This window comes from Brevundimonas sp., assembly GCF_035998205.1.
Lineage (GTDB): Bacteria > Pseudomonadota > Alphaproteobacteria > Caulobacterales > Caulobacteraceae > Brevundimonas.
The window spans coordinates 103,650-120,331 of sequence record NZ_DASYHT010000006.1 but is presented as its reverse complement, the minus strand read 5'-3'; the positions used below and the strand labels follow the sequence as shown (position 1 = coordinate 120,331).

Annotated in this window: 18 protein-coding genes; 4 read left to right on the top strand and 14 right to left on the bottom strand. The window is 70.1% G+C overall.

What is annotated here, in order from left to right; all coding sequences use genetic code 11:
- The first annotated feature begins 37 nt into the window (after positions 1-37).
- Together VGN74_RS10600 and VGN74_RS10595 are read left to right on the top strand one after the other, a co-directional pair.
- Complete coding sequence (locus tag VGN74_RS10600; protein ID WP_327447959.1) at positions 38-1,801, top strand: M1 family metallopeptidase; 1,764 nt, start codon at positions 38-40, stop codon at positions 1,799-1,801.
- 11 nt (positions 1,802-1,812) lie between these two features.
- Positions 1,813-3,537: a M1 family metallopeptidase gene (locus VGN74_RS10595; protein ID WP_327447957.1), complete on the top strand. Its 1,725-nt coding sequence runs from the start codon at positions 1,813-1,815 to the stop codon at positions 3,535-3,537.
- A gap of 9 nt (positions 3,538-3,546) precedes the next feature.
- On the opposite strand, the gene VGN74_RS10590 is transcribed toward VGN74_RS10595, so the two are convergent.
- The 13 genes from VGN74_RS10590 to VGN74_RS10530 all read right to left on the bottom strand — a co-directional run bounded on the left by VGN74_RS10590 (position 3,547) and on the right by VGN74_RS10530 (position 13,779).
- On the bottom strand, positions 3,547-4,017 hold the full coding sequence (locus tag VGN74_RS10590) for a chemotaxis protein CheE (RefSeq protein WP_327447955.1): 471 nt from the start codon (positions 4,015-4,017) through the stop codon (positions 3,547-3,549).
- Positions 4,014-4,610: a response regulator gene (locus VGN74_RS10585; RefSeq protein WP_327447953.1), complete on the bottom strand. Its 597-nt coding sequence runs from the start codon at positions 4,608-4,610 to the stop codon at positions 4,014-4,016. The genes VGN74_RS10590 and VGN74_RS10585 overlap by 4 nt, the downstream gene beginning before the upstream one ends.
- 4 nt (positions 4,611-4,614) lie before the next feature.
- Positions 4,615-4,941: a hypothetical protein gene (locus VGN74_RS10580; protein ID WP_327447951.1), complete on the bottom strand. Its 327-nt coding sequence runs from the start codon at positions 4,939-4,941 to the stop codon at positions 4,615-4,617.
- On the bottom strand, positions 4,941-5,480 hold the full coding sequence (locus VGN74_RS10575) for a chemotaxis protein CheD (protein WP_414643547.1): 540 nt from the start codon (positions 5,478-5,480) through the stop codon (positions 4,941-4,943). Before VGN74_RS10575 ends, VGN74_RS10580 begins: the two co-directional genes overlap by 1 nt.
- A complete protein-coding gene (locus VGN74_RS10570; protein ID WP_327447943.1) occupies positions 5,477-5,866 on the bottom strand; it encodes a response regulator in 390 nt (129 codons plus the stop codon). Before VGN74_RS10570 ends, VGN74_RS10575 begins: the two co-directional genes overlap by 4 nt.
- Positions 5,867-5,878: 12 nt before the next feature.
- A complete protein-coding gene (locus VGN74_RS10565; RefSeq protein WP_327447941.1) occupies positions 5,879-6,919 on the bottom strand; it encodes a chemotaxis response regulator protein-glutamate methylesterase in 1,041 nt (346 codons plus the stop codon).
- On the bottom strand, positions 6,916-7,770 hold the full coding sequence (locus VGN74_RS10560; RefSeq protein WP_327447939.1) for a protein-glutamate O-methyltransferase: 855 nt from the start codon (positions 7,768-7,770) through the stop codon (positions 6,916-6,918). The genes VGN74_RS10565 and VGN74_RS10560 overlap by 4 nt, the downstream gene beginning before the upstream one ends.
- Positions 7,767-8,231, bottom strand: coding sequence for a chemotaxis protein CheW (locus tag VGN74_RS10555; RefSeq protein ID WP_327447937.1), 465 nt, complete (start codon positions 8,229-8,231; stop codon positions 7,767-7,769). Before VGN74_RS10555 ends, VGN74_RS10560 begins: the two co-directional genes overlap by 4 nt.
- Before the next feature lie 5 nt (positions 8,232-8,236).
- The gene (locus VGN74_RS10550) at positions 8,237-10,435 is read right to left on the bottom strand and encodes a chemotaxis protein CheA (RefSeq protein WP_327447936.1); all 2,199 of its coding nucleotides are present in this window, start codon (positions 10,433-10,435) and stop codon (positions 8,237-8,239) included.
- Between the two features lies 1 nt (position 10,436).
- The gene (locus VGN74_RS10545; RefSeq protein WP_327447934.1) at positions 10,437-10,802 is read right to left on the bottom strand and encodes a response regulator; all 366 of its coding nucleotides are present in this window, start codon (positions 10,800-10,802) and stop codon (positions 10,437-10,439) included.
- Positions 10,799-11,074: an STAS domain-containing protein gene (locus VGN74_RS10540; protein ID WP_327447932.1), complete on the bottom strand. Its 276-nt coding sequence runs from the start codon at positions 11,072-11,074 to the stop codon at positions 10,799-10,801. The genes VGN74_RS10545 and VGN74_RS10540 overlap by 4 nt, the downstream gene beginning before the upstream one ends.
- Complete coding sequence (locus tag VGN74_RS10535; protein WP_327449467.1) at positions 11,074-13,023, bottom strand: methyl-accepting chemotaxis protein; 1,950 nt, start codon at positions 13,021-13,023, stop codon at positions 11,074-11,076. The genes VGN74_RS10540 and VGN74_RS10535 overlap by 1 nt, the downstream gene beginning before the upstream one ends.
- 66 nt (positions 13,024-13,089) lie before the next feature.
- Entirely contained in the window at positions 13,090-13,779 is a 690-nt protein-coding gene (locus VGN74_RS10530) for a TorF family putative porin (RefSeq protein WP_327447930.1), read from the bottom strand.
- 493 nt (positions 13,780-14,272) lie between these two features.
- Here VGN74_RS10530 and VGN74_RS10525 point away from each other — a divergent pair, with 493 nt between their 5' ends.
- Together VGN74_RS10525 and VGN74_RS10520 are read left to right on the top strand one after the other, a co-directional pair.
- Positions 14,273-15,346: an ATP-binding protein gene (locus tag VGN74_RS10525; RefSeq protein ID WP_327447928.1), complete on the top strand. Its 1,074-nt coding sequence runs from the start codon at positions 14,273-14,275 to the stop codon at positions 15,344-15,346.
- Positions 15,343-15,951, top strand: a complete 609-nt coding sequence (locus tag VGN74_RS10520; RefSeq protein ID WP_327447926.1) for a response regulator transcription factor — start codon at positions 15,343-15,345, stop codon at positions 15,949-15,951. Before VGN74_RS10525 ends, VGN74_RS10520 begins: the two co-directional genes overlap by 4 nt.
- Positions 15,952-15,981: 30 nt before the next feature.
- Here the strand turns inward: VGN74_RS10520 and VGN74_RS10515 are convergent, their stop codons facing one another.
- Complete coding sequence (locus VGN74_RS10515; RefSeq protein WP_327447924.1) at positions 15,982-16,542, bottom strand: HNH endonuclease; 561 nt, start codon at positions 16,540-16,542, stop codon at positions 15,982-15,984.
- Positions 16,543-16,682: the final 140 nt, after the last annotated feature.

Below are 16,682 nucleotides of genomic sequence, written 5' to 3'. Positions count from 1 at the left end.
GCCGCCCCTAGCCTGCCCGCAGACGCCTCGGGGGGCCATGATGTCGTGTTTTCACCAGATTGCGTCGGCCGTCGCCGCGCTCCTGCTGGCCAGCGCCGGCGCCGCGGCGGGGCAGGACGCCCCCGCCCGCGCCTCCACCGCCTTCACGCTCGAGACCGATAATCCCCGGTCGCCCGAGCAGGAGGCCGTGCGCTTCGACCGCGCGGACCTGACCTTCCATGTCCGCCCGGAGAGCCGGTCCCTCGACGGGGTCGCCGTCCTCGACTTCACCGTACTGTCGCCCGTCCAGCGGCTGTCGGTCGAGCTGGACACCCTTTACGCCATCTCCGGCATCCAGCTGGACGGCGAGGCTCTGTCGCCTGACCGGTGGGCCAATCCCGAGGGCCGGCTGACCATCGAGGTTCCCGCCGGGCTGGCCGCCGGGGCGACCCCCCGCCTGACCATCCGCTATGGCGGACAGCCGCGCACCGCGCCGCGCGCGCCCTGGGACGGCGGCTTCGTCTGGGCCACCGCGCCGACCGGCGAGCCCTGGATCGGCTCGGCCATGCAGCTGCACGGCTGCGACCTGCTGTGGCCCTGTATCGACAACTCCAACGCCGAGCCGGGCGTGGTCGACCTGCATGTGGTCGTGCCGGAGACGCTGGTCGCGCCGGGCAACGGGATCTTCCAGGGCGTGCGCGACAACGGCGACGGCACCCGGACCTGGAGCTGGCGCACCGAACGGCCGAACATCTACGCCATCAACATCAATGTCGGGCCTTACGCCGAGGTCTCCGCGCCCTACGTCAGCCGGTTCGGCAACACCATCCCGATGCACTTCTGGCATCTGCGCTCGGACGACCCGGCCAAGGTGGCGCGGCTGTTCGCCGAGTTCCCGCGCATGCTGGACTTCTTCGAGTCGACGATCGGGCCCTATCCCTTCGGCCACGAGAAGATGGGCGTGGTCGAGACGCCCTACCTGGGCATGGAGCACCAGACCATCAACGCCTACGGCAACGGGTACCGGCTGGACGGCCGCGGCTACGACACCCTGCTGCAGCACGAGTTCGCGCACGAATGGTTCGCCAACCAGCTGACCAACCGCAACGCTGACGACATGTGGCTGCACGAGGGGCTGGGGAGCTACATGCAGCCCCTCTACGCCCGCTTCCTGCACGGCGAGCGCTACATGCAGGCCGAGCTGGCGGCCCAGCGCGGCGGACTGGCCAATCGCTTCCCCGTGGTCTCGCGCAGCCCCCGCACGGTCAACCAGGTCTACAACCGCGTCGACGGCCCCGGCGGCGACATCTACAGCAAGGGTTCGCTGATCGCCCACACCCTGCGAATGACGATCGGCGACGAGGCCTTCTTCGAGGTGCTGCGCCGGCTGGTCTATGGCCGGCCCGATCCCCGGCCGGGCAACTTCGAGCCGCAGCTCGCCTCGACCGCCGACATGAACGCCATCGTCAACGCCGTCACCGGCCAGGACTACGACTGGTTCTTCGACGCCTATCTCTACCAGGCGGCCCTGCCGGTGCTGCACCAGACGCGCGAGGGCGACCGGCTGACCCTGAGCTGGACCGCCGCCGGCGGCGGCGACTTCCCGATGCCGGTCGAGATCGAGGTCGACGGCGCGCTGATCGCCGTCGCCATGCCCGGCGGGCGCGCCACCGTCGAGGTCCCGGCCGGGGCGACCCTTCTGGTGGACCCGGAGAACAAGGTGCTGCGCCAGCTCGACTTCATCGACGACTGGAACGCGTCCCGGCGCGAGGACGCCGAACGCGCCGCCGCCGCCGCCGCTCGCGCCGCGGCGCGCCCGTGAGGAGCCTGCCCATGCGATCCTGCATCCCCGCCACCCTCGCCGCCGCCCTCGCCGCCGCCCTCGTCCTCACGCCCCCCGCCCTCGCGCAGGAGGCGGCGACGCCGCCCGCGCCGCGGGCCTCGACCGCCTTCACCCTGGCCAGCGAGCAGCCTCTGGCCCCGGAGCAGCAGGCGGTGCGCTTCGACCGGGCCGTGCTGGCCTTCCGCATCATGCCCGAGAGCCGGACGATCGCCGGCGACGCCGTCCTGACCTTCACCGCCACCGCGCCGGTGGATCGCCTGTCGGTCGAGCTGGACACGGTGTTCGACATCTCCGCCGTCGAGCTCGACGGCCAGGCCGTGGCCCCGGAGGCCTGGCGCAACCCGGAAGGCCGGCTGACGGTCGATCTGCCGCGCACGCTCGCCGCCGGCCAGGCCGCCACCCTGCGGATCCGCTACCACGGGGCCCCGCGCGTCGCCCCGCGGGCGCCCTGGGACGGCGGCTTCGTCTGGGCCAGCGCCCCGTCAGGCGAGCCGTGGATCGCCACGGCGGTGCAGGGCGAGGGCTGCGACCTGTTCTGGCCGTGCATCGACCACCCGGCGGGCGAGCCCGGCGAGGTCGAGCTGCACATCACCGTGCCCTCCAACCTGTCGGCCCCGTCGAACGGCGTCCTGCTGGGGACCGAGGACCACGGCGACGGCTGGACCACCTGGCGCTGGCGCGCGCGCCAGCCCAACACCTACGCCATCGCCCTCAATGTCGGCCCCTATGAGCGGCTGGCGGCGACCTACGAGAGCCGCTTCGGCAACAGCTTCCCGATGGAGTTCTGGCACCTGAAGACCGACGCCCCGGCCGATGTGGCGGCCCTCTTCGCCCAGTTCGCGCCGATGCTCGACTTCTTCGAGGCCAATGTGGGCCCCTACCCCTTCGCCGACGAGAAGATGGGCGTGGTCGAGACCCCGCACCTGGGCATGGAGCACCAGACCATCAACGCCTACGGCAACCAGTACCGCGTCGACGGCCGGGGCTACGACTGGCTGCTGCACCACGAGCTGGCCCACGAGTGGTTCGGCAACCAGATGACCAATGTCGACGGCGACGACATGTGGCTGCACGAGGGCCTCGGCACCTACATGCAGCCGCTCTACGCCCGCTGGCTGCATGGCGACCGCTACATGGAGGCCGAGCTCAAGGGCCAGCGCGAGTCGCTGGCCAACCGCTTCCCCGTGGTCTCGGGCCGGCGCGGCGTCAGCTACTTCAACGGCGACGGGCCGGGCAACGACATCTATTACAAGGGCTCGCTGTTCGCCCACACCCTGCGTCACCAGATCGGCGACGCCGCCTTCCGCCAGGCCCTGACGCGGCTGGTCTACGGGACCGACGATCGGCAGCCGGGCCAGATCCGGCCGCTGACGCGCACCACGCCCGACTTCGCCGCGATCGTCCGCGACATCACGGGGCGGGACTACGACTGGCTGTTCCGCGGCTATCTCTACAACGCCGCCCTGCCGGTCCTGCACCAGAGCCGCGAGGCCGGCGTTCTGACCCTGCGCTGGGAAACCGGCGACGGCGCGCCCTTCCCCCTGCCGGTCGAGGTCGAGGTCGACGGCCGCCTCATCACCGTGCCGATGACCGGCGGCGTCGGGCGGCTGGAGGTCCCGGACGGCGCCCATGTGCTGATCGACCCGGACAACCGGGTGCTGCGCCAGTCGGACGCCGTGGACGCCCTCGTCGCCTACCGCCGCCGCGGACGCTGACCCCGGGGCTCAGGCCCCGGCCGGGCGCTCCTGACGCAGGTGCCCGGTCAGGCGCGACAGGCCCTGCAGCAGGGTGATCGACGCCGCGTCGTCGCGGCAGCCGCCCTCGAGGATCAGCCGCATCGCCGTGACGTGCAGGGTCACGGCCTCCCAGTTCCAGCGCCCGGCGTGCAGCATGTGATCGGTGATGTCGCACAGGCTGGAGACCGCCGGATGCAGTGGCCCGGTGTCGAAGAAGCCGGCCAGGTCGAGCAGCTTCTCGGCCACGGCATAGACCTCGGCGGTCGTCTCCGGGCGCTGCTCGGCGGCCAGATACTCCAGCCGGGACAGGCGCTGGCGAATGGTCGCCATGGCCTCGTCATAGTGGCTGGCCAGCCCGGCCTCGGCCTGGGTCAGCGCCTCCTCGACGGTGATGCCGCCCGGCTCGGCCATCTTCTCGGCCAGCGGCGAGGTCCGGTAGATCTTGCGTACAGCGCTCATATCGAAACCCGCATCGGCTTGAACATGCCGTCAATGTCTTCCTGGGCGAGGTTCTCGCCGGCGGCGGCCCCCACTTCGCCCGACAGGTCGGTGGCGCGCCGCCCCTCCATGCCTGCTGGCGGGCCGAGGTTGCGGATCCGGCGATCCGGCCCGGCGTAGGCGTCGCATTCCACGAACGGGCGCGTGTCGCGCCCCAGCCAGACCACCCGGTCCAGCACCACGGAGGGCGTGATGGGCTTGGCGATAACGAAGCTGGCTCCGCAGTCGCGGCTCTTCTCCACCCGGCTCTGGGCCGCGTGACCGGTCAGCATGATGATCGGTGTCATGTTGAGCGGCGCCGGGGCCTCGCGGCGCACCCAGCGCACGAAGTCATAGCCGTCCATCTCGGGCATGGAGCAGTCGATGAACACGAGGTCCGGCTGACGCGAGGTCAGGATGTCGACCGCCTCGCGCGCGGTCTCGCAGCGCATCTGCTGCCGCACGCCGAAGCCCTGGACGACCGAGCTCATGATGGCGAGGGCCTGCGGATCGTCATCGACGATCAGAACCGTCGTCTTGTCGAGATTGACCCGCCGGTTCGAGCGCAGGGTCATGAGACTATCCGGCGGCTGCCGCCGCGCCGGTGTCGTCCGCGTCGGCGAGGGCGTCGCGCAGGCGATGTTGCATCTGCGCCAGGGTCACGGTGCCGATGGCCCGTGCCGGATCGGTGCCCGACGCCACGGCGAGCATCACGCCCTCCATGGCGCGCAGCGACTGGGCCATCAGGTCGGCGCTCTGCACCGTGTGCCACATCTCCGGCTGGATCTGGCCGCCGCGCTCGCGCAGCAGCTGGCCCAGCAGCTCGCCCAGATCCTCGACCTGGGTGGCGATCTCCCCCATCTCGCTGGACAGGGCGGACATCAGGGCTTCCTGAGTCGGCGTCATCAGAACAGCTCCAGCACGCCGGTCGCCACGGGTTCCGGGGCCACCACCGGCTTCTCGTTGACGGCGCCCTCGACGCCCCGCACCAGCGCGCGACCGCTCACCGGCCAGAACTGGACCCGCCGGCCGCCAAGGCCGCGCAGGCTGCCGCCGACCAGCGGAATGCCCTCGTCGCGCAGGAAGCGCTCGGCGAAGTCGGCGTTGGAGCGGCCCACATCGTTCAGCGAGTCGAACATGCGACCGCCGCCGAACAGCTTGGCCTCGAGCCGGTCGCGGCGCGCCCCGTGCTTGAGCAGGTCGTTGATCAGGACTTCCATCGCATAGGCGCCATAGCGCCGTCCGGCGGCGCCCTCGGCCCCGTTGCCCTCGGGCAGCAGGAAGTGGTTCATCCCGCCCACGCCCTCCTCGGGATCGCGCAGGCACGCGGCCACGCAGCTGCCGAGGATGGTGCTGAGCACGACGTTCGGATCGGTGCTGACGATATGCTCGCCCTGACCGACATGGACGCGACGGGCACGGGTGTTGGCGGTGAGTTCCATCATGTCAGGGTCCCGAACACCTTCTCGAGCTTTTCCTTGAGCTGGGCGACCGTGAACGGCTTCACCAGATAGTTGTTGACCCCGAACTGCACGGCCCGCTGGACCAGCTCGCGATCGGCCCGGCCGGTCAGCATGATGAACGCGGTCTTCGACGACGGGCCGTGGGCCCGGACGGCGCGCAGCAGGCCCAGGCCATCGAGGTTGGGCATGTTGAAGTCGGAGATGATCAGGTGCGGCGGCTGGGTGATCACCGAGCGCAGGGCGGCCTCCCCGTCGGAGGCGTCACGGATCTCCCGGAAGCCGATCTGCTGGAGGCTCGTCCGGATCAGGGCGCGCATCGTCTGCTGGTCATCGACGATGAGGGTGTGAATGGCGGCGGCGGCGGGCATGGTCAGCGAACCTCAGTGCGTTCCGGCGCGCGCCGACCGGGCGGCGCACAGGTCAAGGATGGCGTCGGGCATCTGGGACAGCGACAGCTGGCGCTCCACGGCGCCGATCTCGAAGGCGGCGCGCGGCATCCCGTAGACGACCGACGAGGCTTCGTCCTGACCGAGGGTGTGTCCCCCGGCCTGGCGGATGGCGAGCAGGCCCTCGGCCCCGTCCCGGCCCATGCCGGTCAGGATGACGCCGGTGCAGGGGCGCTTGCTGCGGGCGACCGAGTGGAACAGGACGTCCACGGACGGACGATGCCCGCTGACCGTGTCGCCGGCGACGAGGCGGCAGCGCGGCGTCGAGCCGGCGACCTCGAGGTGCATGGCGCCGCCGGGGGCGAGGTAGATGCGGCCCGGCTCCAGCGGGGCGCCATCGGTGGCCTCCTGCACCGTCGCGGCGCAGGACCGGTCGAGACGGGCGGCGAAGCTGGGGGTGAACGTCGCCGGCATGTGCTGGGTGATCACCGTCGCCGGGCAGTTGGCCGGGAAGCGGCTGATGATGCTCAGCAGCGCCTCGACGCCGCCGGTGGAGGCGCCGATGGCCAGGATGTGATCGCCGCCGGCGCGATAGTCCGCGCCACGGGCCGCCGGCGCGGGGGCGCCCGAGGCCGTGCGCACGCGCGAGCGGGCCGCGGTCTTGACGATGTTCGACAGGTTGGCGAAGGCCTCGGCCGTCGTCATTCCGGGCCCCGGCTTGCCGACCGCATCGACCGCGCCGAGCTCGAGCGCGGCGAGGGTCACCTCGGCGCCCGCCTGGGTCAGGGTCGAGACCATCACCACCGGCATCGGCCGCAGGCGCATGATCTTCTCGAGGAACTCGATGCCGTTCATGCCCGGCATCTCGACGTCGAGGGTGATGACGTCGGGATTGAGCCGCTTGATCTCGGCGCGCGCCTCCATCGGGTTGGCGGCATAGCCGACCACCTCGATGTCCGGATCGCGCTTCAGGGTGGCGGCGATCAGTCCCCGCATGGTCGGGGAGTCGTCAACAATCAGGACCGAGACCGTCATGCGCTGAGCCTGTAGGTGGTCAGGCCGTCCGTACGCAGCCGGGCCGAAGCCGGGCCCGCGACGCGTTCGGAGTGACCGATGTAGAGGGTGGCGTCCGGCGTCATCGCCGGCAGGAACCGCGACCAGATCTGCTCCTGGGTCGGCTCATCGAAATAGATCACGACGTTGCGGCAGAAGATCACGTCGAAACGGCCGCGCATCGGCCATTGGCCGATCAGGTTCAGTTCGCGGAACGCGACGAGCCGGCGCAGCTGGTCGCCGGCGCTGTACTGGGCGCCCTGCTTCTCGAAGAAGCGGTTGCGCAGCGCCACCGGGGCGGCGTCCAGCGCCTCGGACGAATAGACGCCCGCCGTCCCCTCGGCGACCATGTTCGGGTCGATGTCGGTGGCGAGGATCTTCACGTCGAGCTCGTTGGCCTCGGGCAGCTCCGACAGCACGACCATGCCCATGGAATAGGGCTCCTGGCCGTTCGAGCAGGCCGCCGACCACAGGCGCACGCGGCCGCCGGCCCGCGCCCGGCGGACCAGCTCCGGCATCACCTTGTCCTTCAGGTGATCGAAGTGGTGCGGCTCGCGGAAGAAGCGCGTGACATTGGTGGTGAGCGCCGCCGTCATGGCCTGGCGCTCGTCGAGACCGTCCTCGGCCTGGATCAGGGCGCAGTAGTCCCGGAAGCTGCGCAGCCCCAGGGCGCGCAGGCGCTTGGCCAGACGCGAGTAGACGAGCGCCGCCTTGCCTTCATGCAGGGCGATGCCGGCGTGGCCATGCAGGATCTGCGCGATCTGGCGGAAATCCTCCGGGGTGAGTGGAAACTCTCCCTCGACCAGCGACTCGCGCTCGGCGGTTCGGGTCATGCGGCCTCGGACTCCGGTTCCGGCAGGATCCAGTTGAGATCGATCAGGCTGACCATGCGGCCATCGATGGCGAGGATGCCCTTGACGAAGCCGCGGGCCCGGTCGCTGCCGATGTCCGGCGTCGGCTGGATGGCGTCGTCGGTCATCTCGATGATGTCGGACACCGCATCGACCAGCAGGCCGATGGTGCGCTCGCCGACCGCGACGACCATGATCACGTGGCGGGCGGTCGGCTCGGTGGTCTTCAGCCCTAGACGGGCCCCGAGGTCGATGATCGGCAGCACCGCGCCGCGCAGGTTGATCACGCCCTTCATGTAGCTGGCGGTGCGCGGCACGGCCGTGGCCGGGGTCCACCCGCGGATCTCGCGCACAGCCATGATGTCGACGCAGAACGCCTGTTCCCCGATGCGGAAGGAGATCAGTTCACGGGCGGCGGAGGCGGCGGTTGAGGCTTGGGTCATGACTCTCAGCTCGCGAGTTTGAATTCCGGGCGGGTCGGACGCCGCCGGGCGCTGGTGACGATGGCGTCGATGTCGAGGATCAGCGCCACGCGGCCGTTACCGAGGATGGTGGCGGCGGCCACGCCCTCGATCTGCTGGTAGTTGGTCTCGAGGCTCTTGATGACGACCTGGCGCTGGCCCTGGATGGCGTCGAACAGCAGGGCCGCGCGGGTGCCGGCCTCGGTCTCGACGATCACCGCCACGCCTTCCGACGGCGTCATCGGTTCGGTGCGATAGCCGAGCGACAGGGCCACATCGATCAGCGGAACAAAGGTCTCTCGGAACATGATCACCGGGTCGTGGCCGCCCACATACTGCACATCCTCCGCGCGCGGCGTGAGGCTCTCGACGATCGCCGGCAGCGGGGCCACGAGCGTCTGCTCGGCGGCGGTCACCACCATCCCGTCCAGCACGGCGAGGGTCAGCGGCAGGCTGAGGGTGAAGGTCGAGCCCTTGCCCGGCACCGAGGTGATCGAGATGCGGCCGCCCAGCGACTGGATCGAACGCTTGACCACGTCCATGCCCACGCCGCGGCCGCTGATGTCCGACACGGCGTCGGCGGTCGAGAAGCCCGGCAGGAAGATCAGGTTGTCGACCTCGTCGTCGGTCAGCACCGCGTCTTCCGGGATCAGGCCCTTGGACACGGCGATGCTGCGGACGCGCTCGCGGTTGATGCCCTTCCCGTCGTCGCTGATCTCGATGACGATCCGGCCCGAGCGATGCAGCGCGGCCAGACGCACCGTGCCCTCTTCGGGCTTCCCGGCCGCCACACGCGCCTCGGGCGTCTCCAGCCCGTGGTCGATGGCGTTGCGGATCATGTGGGTGATCGGCTCGGCGAGGCGTTCGACCACGGTCTTGTCGACCTCGGTGTCCTCACCGGCGGTCACCAGACGCACGCGCTTGCTGGTCATTTCCGCGACTTCGCGGACCAGACGCGGCATCCGCTGGAACACCGACTTCACCGGCTGCGCGCGGATGGCCATCACGCTGTCCTGGATTTCCCGGGTCAGCAGTTCGAGGTCCTCAAGCCCGGCGGCCACGCCCGACGAGCGGGCCACGCCGCTCTCGGTCACGCGTTGCGACAGCATCGCCTGCTGGATCACCAGTTCGCCGACGACGTTGATCAGGCGATCGACCCGGTCGAGGTCGACGCGGATGGTCACCGCCGGCGCGGACTGGCCCTGGGCCTGGCCCTGGGCGGGCGAAGCGGCGGGCGCAGCGGCCTTGGCGGGCGCGGCGGCCTTGGCGGGCGGCGCGGGCTCGGCCGCGGGGGCTTCGGTGGCGCCCTTGGCGACCGCCAGCAGGGCGGCGATATCCAGGTCAGCCGGCGCTTCAGCTTCGGCCGGCGCGGAGGCCGGCGGCGCGGCGGCCGCATCGGTCAGCGGGCTGACCGTGACGGGACAGTCGGCCTCGACGAAGTCAAACACCTCGCGGACCGAGCCCTCGTCGACGTCGGTCTCCAGCTCGCAGCGCCACGTCAGATAGCCGGTCTCGGGGTCGAGGGCGTCGAGCGGCGGCAGCTCGGTCGTATCGACGCTGACGCTGAGATGGCCGAGGCGCCCCAGCTCGCGCAGCAGCAGCGCCGTCTCGTTGGCGTGGGCGTACATGCGCCCGGCCGGCTTGAACTCGACCTTCCAGCCTTTCGACTCCGCCTCGATCCCGGCCGGAGCCGGCTCCTCGAGGCCGCCGAAGGCGACGGGGGTGAAGCCGAAGTCGTCATCTTCGTCCGCCCCGCCGGCGTCAGCGTCGCCACCCGGCGCCGCCTCCCCGTGGGTCAGGGCTTCCAGCTCGGCGACAAGGCCGTTCGAGCGCTCCTCGTCGACCGGATCGCCGTCGCCGCGGGCGCAGGCCACGTGGTCGCTGAGCAGGTCGGCGGCGCGCAGCAGCGTCTTGACCGTCGGGTCATCGGCCGGCTTGCGGCCAGCGCGGATCTCGTCGAGCAGGGTTTCGAAGACGTGGGCGAAACGGACCAGGTCGTCGAGGCCGAAGGCGCCGGCGCCGCCCTTGATCGAGTGGACGGCGCGGAACACGGCGTTCACCGTCTCCGTGTCGTCGGAGCCGGACTCGATGGCCAGCAGACCGCCTTCCAGGTCGGCGAGCAGCTCGTCGCACTCCTGGAAGAAGGTCGCCTTGATGGCCTCAAAGGGATCGACGCCGTCGCTCATGTCAGGCCGCCACCCGGCGCACGGCGTCGACCAGCTTGGCCGGGTCGAACGGCTTGACGATCCAGCCGGTCGCGCCGGCCTCGCGGGCCCGCGCCTTCTTGGCCGCGTCGCTTTCCGTGGTCAGCACCAGGATCGGGGTGGCGCGGTGCGCCGGATCGGCCCGCACGCCCTCGATCACGCCGAACCCGTCGAGGCGCGGCATGTTGATGTCGGTGATGATGATGTCGGCGCCCTCGGCGCTCAGGGTCTCCAGCCCGTCCACGCCGTCGACTGCCTGGATGACGCGGTAGCCCGCCTCAACCAGGGCCATCTGAAGCATGTCGCGCATCGTGCGACTGTCGTCGATGGTCAGGACCGTCTTGGTCACGAAAGTTCTCCGGAATTGGGGAGGGACGGGGCGCCAAAGGCGGTCCACTGGCTCGCGAAAGCCTCGGACGCGCCGGTGATGGAAAGCTCCTGGCCATCGGCCTGCCAGGTCTGTTGCGCGGACAGCAGCACCTGGAGGCAAAGGCCCCCGAGACGCTCCACGCCGCTGGCGTCGATCTCCGCGGACTGGCCGCGGACCGCCAGCAGGTCCGCCTTGAGCGGCGTGGCCTGCTGGATGTCGAGGACGGGCTTCAGCTGGATGCGGGCCGCCATCAGAACTCCTCCCAGCCGTCTTCGCTGGCGGCCTGTTCGGACTTCAGGGCGGCGCCGCCGCGACCGACGGTCTTGAGCGCCGGGGCGCTGGCCGCGGGCCGGGGCGCGGGCGCGCGGGGCGCCGGGGCCGCGGCGGCCGGAGCGGGCGCCGGGGCCGCGCTGCGGACGGCGCCGCCGCCGACGTTGAAACGGCCGACCGACTGGGCCAGCGCTTCGGCTTCCCGGGACAGGCTGTGGCTGGCGGCGGTGGATTGCTCGACCATGGCCGCATTCTGCTGCGTAACCTGATCCATTTGGTTAACAGCGCTGTTGACCTGGGCGAGGCCGGTGGCCTGCTCCTGGGCCGAGGCCGAGATCTCGGCGACGAGGGTGTCGATCTCGGCCACCCGCACCACGATCCGCTCCAGCGCCTCGCCGGTCTGGCCGACCAGGTTCACGCCGTTGCCGACCTGGGCCGACGAGGCCGAGATCAGCGTCTTGATCTCCTTGGCCGCCTCGGCCGAGCGCTGGGCCAGGGCCCGGACTTCCGACGCCACGACGGCGAAGCCGCGACCGGCCTCGCCGGCCCGGGCCGCCTCGACCCCGGCGTTCAGGGCCAGCAGGTTGGTCTGGAAGGCGATCTCGTCGATCACCCCGATGATCTGGCTGATCTCATTGGCCGACTTCTCGATGGCGCCCATGGCGGTGACGGCGTCACGCACCACGACCCCCGAGGTCTCGGCGTCGCTCTTCGCCGCCTTGACCGCGTCGGACGCCTCGCGCGCCCCCGAAGCGGTGCGGTTCACGGTGGCGGTGATCTCGTCCAGCGCCGCGGCGGTCTCTTCCAGCGAGGCCGCCTGCTGCTCGGTGCGCCGCGACAGATCGTCCGCCGCCTGGCTGATCTCGCTCGAGCCCGAGCGGATGCCGCCGATGTTGCTGATGACCACGCCCATGGCGTCGCGCAGCTGTTCGACGGCGGCGTTAAAGTCGGTCTTCAGCTTGGCGTACTCGCCGGGGAAGTCGGCGGTGATGGCGCAGGTCAGGTCGCCGTTGCTGAGGCGCGACAGGCCGTCGGCCAGGTTGCTCACCACCAGCGCCTGCTCCTCGGCCTGGGCCTCGGTGGCGGTCAGGTTGCGCCTGCGCTCGATCTCGGCCTGCTCGCGGGCCTGGGCGGCCTCGCTCTCCAGCCGGACCTTCTCGATGGCGGCGTCGCGGAAGGCCACGACCGCGCGGCCCATCTCGCCGAACTCGTCCTTGCGATCCGCTTCCTTGACGACGATCGAGGTGTCGCCGGTCATCAGCTTGCGCATGTGACCGACGATCGCCATCGCCGGGACGCCGAGGCCGCGGGACAGGATCCAGCCCATCCCGAGAGCGATCAGAAGGGCGGCGCCAATGCCGCCGATAATGACATATTCCGAGGTCTTGGTGCGCGTCTCCATCTCGGTGGAGACAGCCGTGATGCGCTGCATCGAGATTTCCTTGAGCGCGTCGATCCCCTCCTCGATCGCCCCCATGTAGCCGTCAGCGCTGCCGCTCTGGCCGACCATGGCGACGGCCTGGGCATAGGTCGCAGGGTCGCGCGCCAGCGGCACGCCATTCCCGACCACTTCCTGGCGCCAGGTCGCCATCGCCGCCGTGACGCTGTCCAGATGCGGCAGCATCTCCGGCGTGGCCCCCTCGCGCAGATCGGCGATGGCCTGGTCGAAGGTCTCTCCGTGCGCCGTCAGGCGCTCGAGGTAGTAGGGGTCCCGCGTCAGCAGATAGCCGCGGAAGCTGTTCTCCTGCCGTCCGAGCCGCAGCTCGGCGGTCGACAGGTCTCGAATGTCCTGGTTGGCCGCCGCCCGCTGGTCCGCCGCGCGCTCCAGCGCCAGCAGATTGGTGAAGATCAGCGCGCCCATGGCGGCGATCGTGATCAGCACGGAGCCGAAGGCGATCGCCAGTTTACGACTGATCGGCAGGTTGGACATGAACACGGGCGGCGTTCCTTTGCTTGCAGGCCACCCGAAGATGGCCTGCGGGTCTTAAGACTTGGCTTAGAAGCGGAAGGAGAGGGCGGCGACGACGCGCGCGTCGTACGGATCCCCCAGTTCGTGGCGGTCGGTGTCGTAGTAGCGGACGTCCAGCGAGACGGAGTCGGTCAGCTTGCGGCGCACGCCGACGTTCCAGGCCGTGTATTCAGCCCCGCCGTCCGCGGTGCGGTCGCCGAGCGCGGCGCTCAGCTGGGTCGCCGAGTTCAGGTTGATCGCGGCCGAGGCCTCGATCCACCAGGCCTCGCGCGTATTGCCCGAGCCGTCCGGCGTGTAGTTGAACTTCACCTTGGTCGAGACCGGACCGATCTTGCGGCCGATGGTGGCCTCGTATTCCCAGAAGTTGGCGTCGAATCCGGCGCGGGCGCCCTGGACGTCACGGTTGACCACCGCGAGGTCGACTTCGAACTCCCCGGCCTCGATCGTGTAGCCGACGGTCGACACGACCTCGGAGTCGGCCCCCGAGGACAGGTCGGCGGTCGAGACGAAGACGTTGGCGTAGGCGTTGCCCCACTCGACGCCGACACGGCCGTTGACGGCCGGGCCGTCGCTCTTGCCGAGACCCTTGCCCATGTATTCCGTGGTGACGCCCACCTGACCGTTGAAGTTCAGGTCCTGCGCCGCAGCGGTTCCGGCGGTGAGACCGGCGGCGGAGAACAGGGCGATGGCGAGAGCCTTCAGCTTGGGAAAGCGCATTTTGCGGTTCTTTCGCATTAATGAAACGTGCGCTTATCCTGCCCGCCAGCCTCCTACCGTTCGTAAATGGCGCAGTACGGAGGATTACGTAGTGACCGCGCTGGTCCGGCCGCCTTTTGCGGCGCCAAGGCCCGTGCAATCGCCCGCCCGGCCCTGGAGAGGCGGCGCACCGCGGCGCCATCTGCGTCCGAAACGTCATTGCAACCCATGATGTCTCGGCCGTTACAGTTTGACGTGCACGCCTCAACACTTGTGTGCTAGCAATGAATCAGGAGAGGAGCTCGCGGGTGTTTCGTCGAACAGTTGCGATGAACGCAACGGCGACTTGATGCGCCGCAGCAATTAAGAATGACTATCGCTTCGAGGCTTCAGACGGGGACACGTCCTGCGCCAGGCTGGGAAGCTTGAGTATTCCAGTTGCACAGGCCGAGGGGATTTCGCCCGACGTCTGCGCCTTTTCCGGACCCTTTCGCCGGCGCCGCCCGCGGGAGAGATGATGAGAACGACAGACGACCTGCTTGCGGCCGCGGTGGACTCCGCCCCCCTCCTGATCGTCGACGGTCGGGGGCGCATTGTGATGTCCACGGCGGGAGGCGCGGCGCTGTTCGGCGCGACGCCTGCCGATCTGCAGGGACGGGCTGTGGAAGACCTGGCGCCCGGCTTCGATCTCGCCGCCACGGTCGCGGCAGGGCAGGCGACCCTGAGCGGTCGGACCGGCGACGGTCGGGTGTTCCCCATCAAGATGTGGGTCAGCCCGGAGCGCGGGGATCCGGATCATGCCTGGGTGGCGCTGTGGGTGGTCGATGTCTCGGTGGCCTATGCCGCCGAGGCCCACTCCCAAGACCTTCAGGATCAGCTGGCGCGCGTCTGGCGGGTCAACTCCCTCGGCGAGATGGCCGCCGGCCTCGCCCATGAGCTCAACCAGCCGCTCGCCGCAGCCGCGGCCTATCTGCATACCGCCCAGACCAATCTGGCGCGTCACGGGCTGCCGGACGACGAGGCGGGGCGCAACGTCAACCTGGCCAAGACCCAGCTGCTGCGCGCCGGAGCCATCATCCGCCGGATGCGCGAGCAGCTGACGCCGGAGGCGCGGGCGTTCGGGACGGAGCGGGTGTCCGAAATGATCGCCGACATGTCCGGCCTCCTCGGGATGATCGAACGGGACAGCGGCGTCATCCTCGAAGTCACGCTCGACGATCGCGATGACGAGGTGCTGGCGGATCGCATCCAGCTCCAGCAGGCGATCATCAATCTTGTGCGCAATGCCGTGGAGGCCGTGGCCGGCGGCGAGGAGCGTCGCGTTCGCCTCGTCGGAACCCGGCTGGACGCGGCGCGCTACGAGCTCCGCGTTGAGGATAATGGCCCGGGTGTCGCGCCCGACCAGGTCGACGCCATCTTCCGTCCCCTGATGACGACCAAGAGGTCCGGCATGGGCCTCGGGCTTTCGGTGACCCGCAAGATCGTCGAGACCCACGGCGGCGACCTCGCCGTCGAGCGCAGCGCCCTGGGCGGCGCCGCCTTCCGCTTCACCCTGGCGCGCGCCGCGGCGGCGGAGGCGGCCGCGTGACCCATCCGGTGTTTGTCATCGACGACGATGACGCCATGCGTGACGCCCTCGTCGAGATGCTGCGCGCCGAGGGCATCACCGCCCGCGGCTTCGCCAGCGGCGTCGACTTCCTCGAGCGCCTGCCCGACGCCGAGTCCGCCTGCGTCCTGACCGATGTGCGCATGCCCGGCATGTCGGGCGTGGACCTGGTGCAGCGCCTGCTCGAGGCCAAGGGCGCGCTCTGGCCGATCGTGGTCATCACCGGCCATGCCGAGGTCACCACCGCCGTCGCCCTGATGAAGGCCGGCGTGGTCGACTTCATCGAGAAGCCGTTCGAGCCCCAGCGCCTGATCGAGGCGATCCGGGGGTCGCTCAAGCTGATCGAATGGCGGCGCAACCGGGCCGAGGCGGCCGAGGCGGTGCGTCAGGGGCTGGCCCGCCTGTCGCCGCGCGAGCGGCAGGTGTTCGATGCCCTGGTCGAGGGGCGCTCCAGCAAGGAGATCGCCGCCAACCTGTCGATCAGTCCCCGGACGGTCGAGATCTTCCGCGCCAATGTCATGCACAAGATGGGCGCCGCCAACCTGCCGGCGCTGATCCGCATGTCCCTGCACATCGAGCAGGTCTGACGCTGCCCTGACGCCGCCTCCGGCCCCGCCTCAGGGCTCCAGCTCGATGTCCCAGTACAGATAGTCGAGCCAGCTCTGGTGCAGGTAGTTGGGCGGGAAACGCCGGCCGAGGTCCTGCAGCTGCCAGGCGTTCGGCCGCACCGGCCGGCGCCGCACCGGCATCCCCGCCTGGGCCGGGGTCCGCCCGCCCTTGCGCAGGTTGCAGGGCGAACAGGCGGCGACGATGTTGTCCCAGGTGGTGCGACCCCCGTGCGAGCGCGGCACCACATGGTCGAAGGTCAGCTCGCCCCTCGCCCCGCAGTACTGACAGGCAAAGCCGTCGCGCAGGAACACATTGAAGCGGGTGAAGGCCGGTGCCCGGTCCTGGTCGATGTAGCTCTTCAGCGACACCACGCTGGGCAGCCGGAACTCCATCGACGGGCTGCGCACCACCTTGTCATAGGTCGAGACCACATCGACCCGGTCCTGCCACACCGCCTTGACCACCTCCTGCCAGGGCCAGATCGACAGGGGATAGTAGGACAGCGGCCGGAAGTCGGCGTTGAGCACGAGCGCGGGCCAGCCGGACGGCGGATTGACGAGGACCTGCATCAGGTCCGTCCCGCGCCGGCGGCGCTACGGCAGAGAGGCGACGTGACGCGACTGAAGGCGAATCTCCTTCGGTGTACGGGTCAGGCGAACGCCTTTGCATAACCGGGATTCGATGACGGGGCCATGACCCCCGCGCGCCC

What these genes read in the sequence shown, in the direction of transcription:
- VGN74_RS10575 (WP_414643547.1), bottom strand. Translation starts at nt 5,480, where the DNA reads ATGATGGAACTCACCGCCAACACCCGTGCCCGTCGCGTCCATGTCGGT.
- VGN74_RS10570 (WP_327447943.1), bottom strand. Translation starts at nt 5,866, where the DNA reads ATGCCCGCCGCCGCCGCCATTCACACCCTCATCGTCGATGACCAGCAG.
- VGN74_RS10515 (WP_327447924.1), bottom strand. Translation starts at nt 16,542, where the DNA reads ATGCAGGTCCTCGTCAATCCGCCGTCCGGCTGGCCCGCGCTCGTGCTC.
- VGN74_RS10600 (WP_327447959.1), top strand. Translation starts at nt 38, where the DNA reads ATGATGTCGTGTTTTCACCAGATTGCGTCGGCCGTCGCCGCGCTCCTG.
- VGN74_RS10560 (WP_327447939.1), bottom strand. Translation starts at nt 7,770, where the DNA reads ATGACCCGAACCGCCGAGCGCGAGTCGCTGGTCGAGGGAGAGTTTCCA.
- VGN74_RS10540 (WP_327447932.1), bottom strand. Translation starts at nt 11,074, where the DNA reads ATGGCGGCCCGCATCCAGCTGAAGCCCGTCCTCGACATCCAGCAGGCC.
- VGN74_RS10555 (WP_327447937.1), bottom strand. Translation starts at nt 8,231, where the DNA reads ATGACCCAAGCCTCAACCGCCGCCTCCGCCGCCCGTGAACTGATCTCC.
- VGN74_RS10550 (WP_327447936.1), bottom strand. Translation starts at nt 10,435, where the DNA reads ATGAGCGACGGCGTCGATCCCTTTGAGGCCATCAAGGCGACCTTCTTC.
- VGN74_RS10580 (WP_327447951.1), bottom strand. Translation starts at nt 4,941, where the DNA reads ATGACGCCGACTCAGGAAGCCCTGATGTCCGCCCTGTCCAGCGAGATG.
- VGN74_RS10535 (WP_327449467.1), bottom strand. Translation starts at nt 13,023, where the DNA reads ATGTCCAACCTGCCGATCAGTCGTAAACTGGCGATCGCCTTCGGCTCC.
- VGN74_RS10590 (WP_327447955.1), bottom strand. Translation starts at nt 4,017, where the DNA reads ATGAGCGCTGTACGCAAGATCTACCGGACCTCGCCGCTGGCCGAGAAG.
- VGN74_RS10530 (WP_327447930.1), bottom strand. Translation starts at nt 13,779, where the DNA reads ATGCGCTTTCCCAAGCTGAAGGCTCTCGCCATCGCCCTGTTCTCCGCC.
- VGN74_RS10525 (WP_327447928.1), top strand. Translation starts at nt 14,273, where the DNA reads ATGATGAGAACGACAGACGACCTGCTTGCGGCCGCGGTGGACTCCGCC.
- VGN74_RS10565 (WP_327447941.1), bottom strand. Translation starts at nt 6,919, where the DNA reads ATGACGGTCTCGGTCCTGATTGTTGACGACTCCCCGACCATGCGGGGA.
- VGN74_RS10585 (WP_327447953.1), bottom strand. Translation starts at nt 4,610, where the DNA reads ATGACCCTGCGCTCGAACCGGCGGGTCAATCTCGACAAGACGACGGTT.
- VGN74_RS10595 (WP_327447957.1), top strand. Translation starts at nt 1,813, where the DNA reads ATGCGATCCTGCATCCCCGCCACCCTCGCCGCCGCCCTCGCCGCCGCC.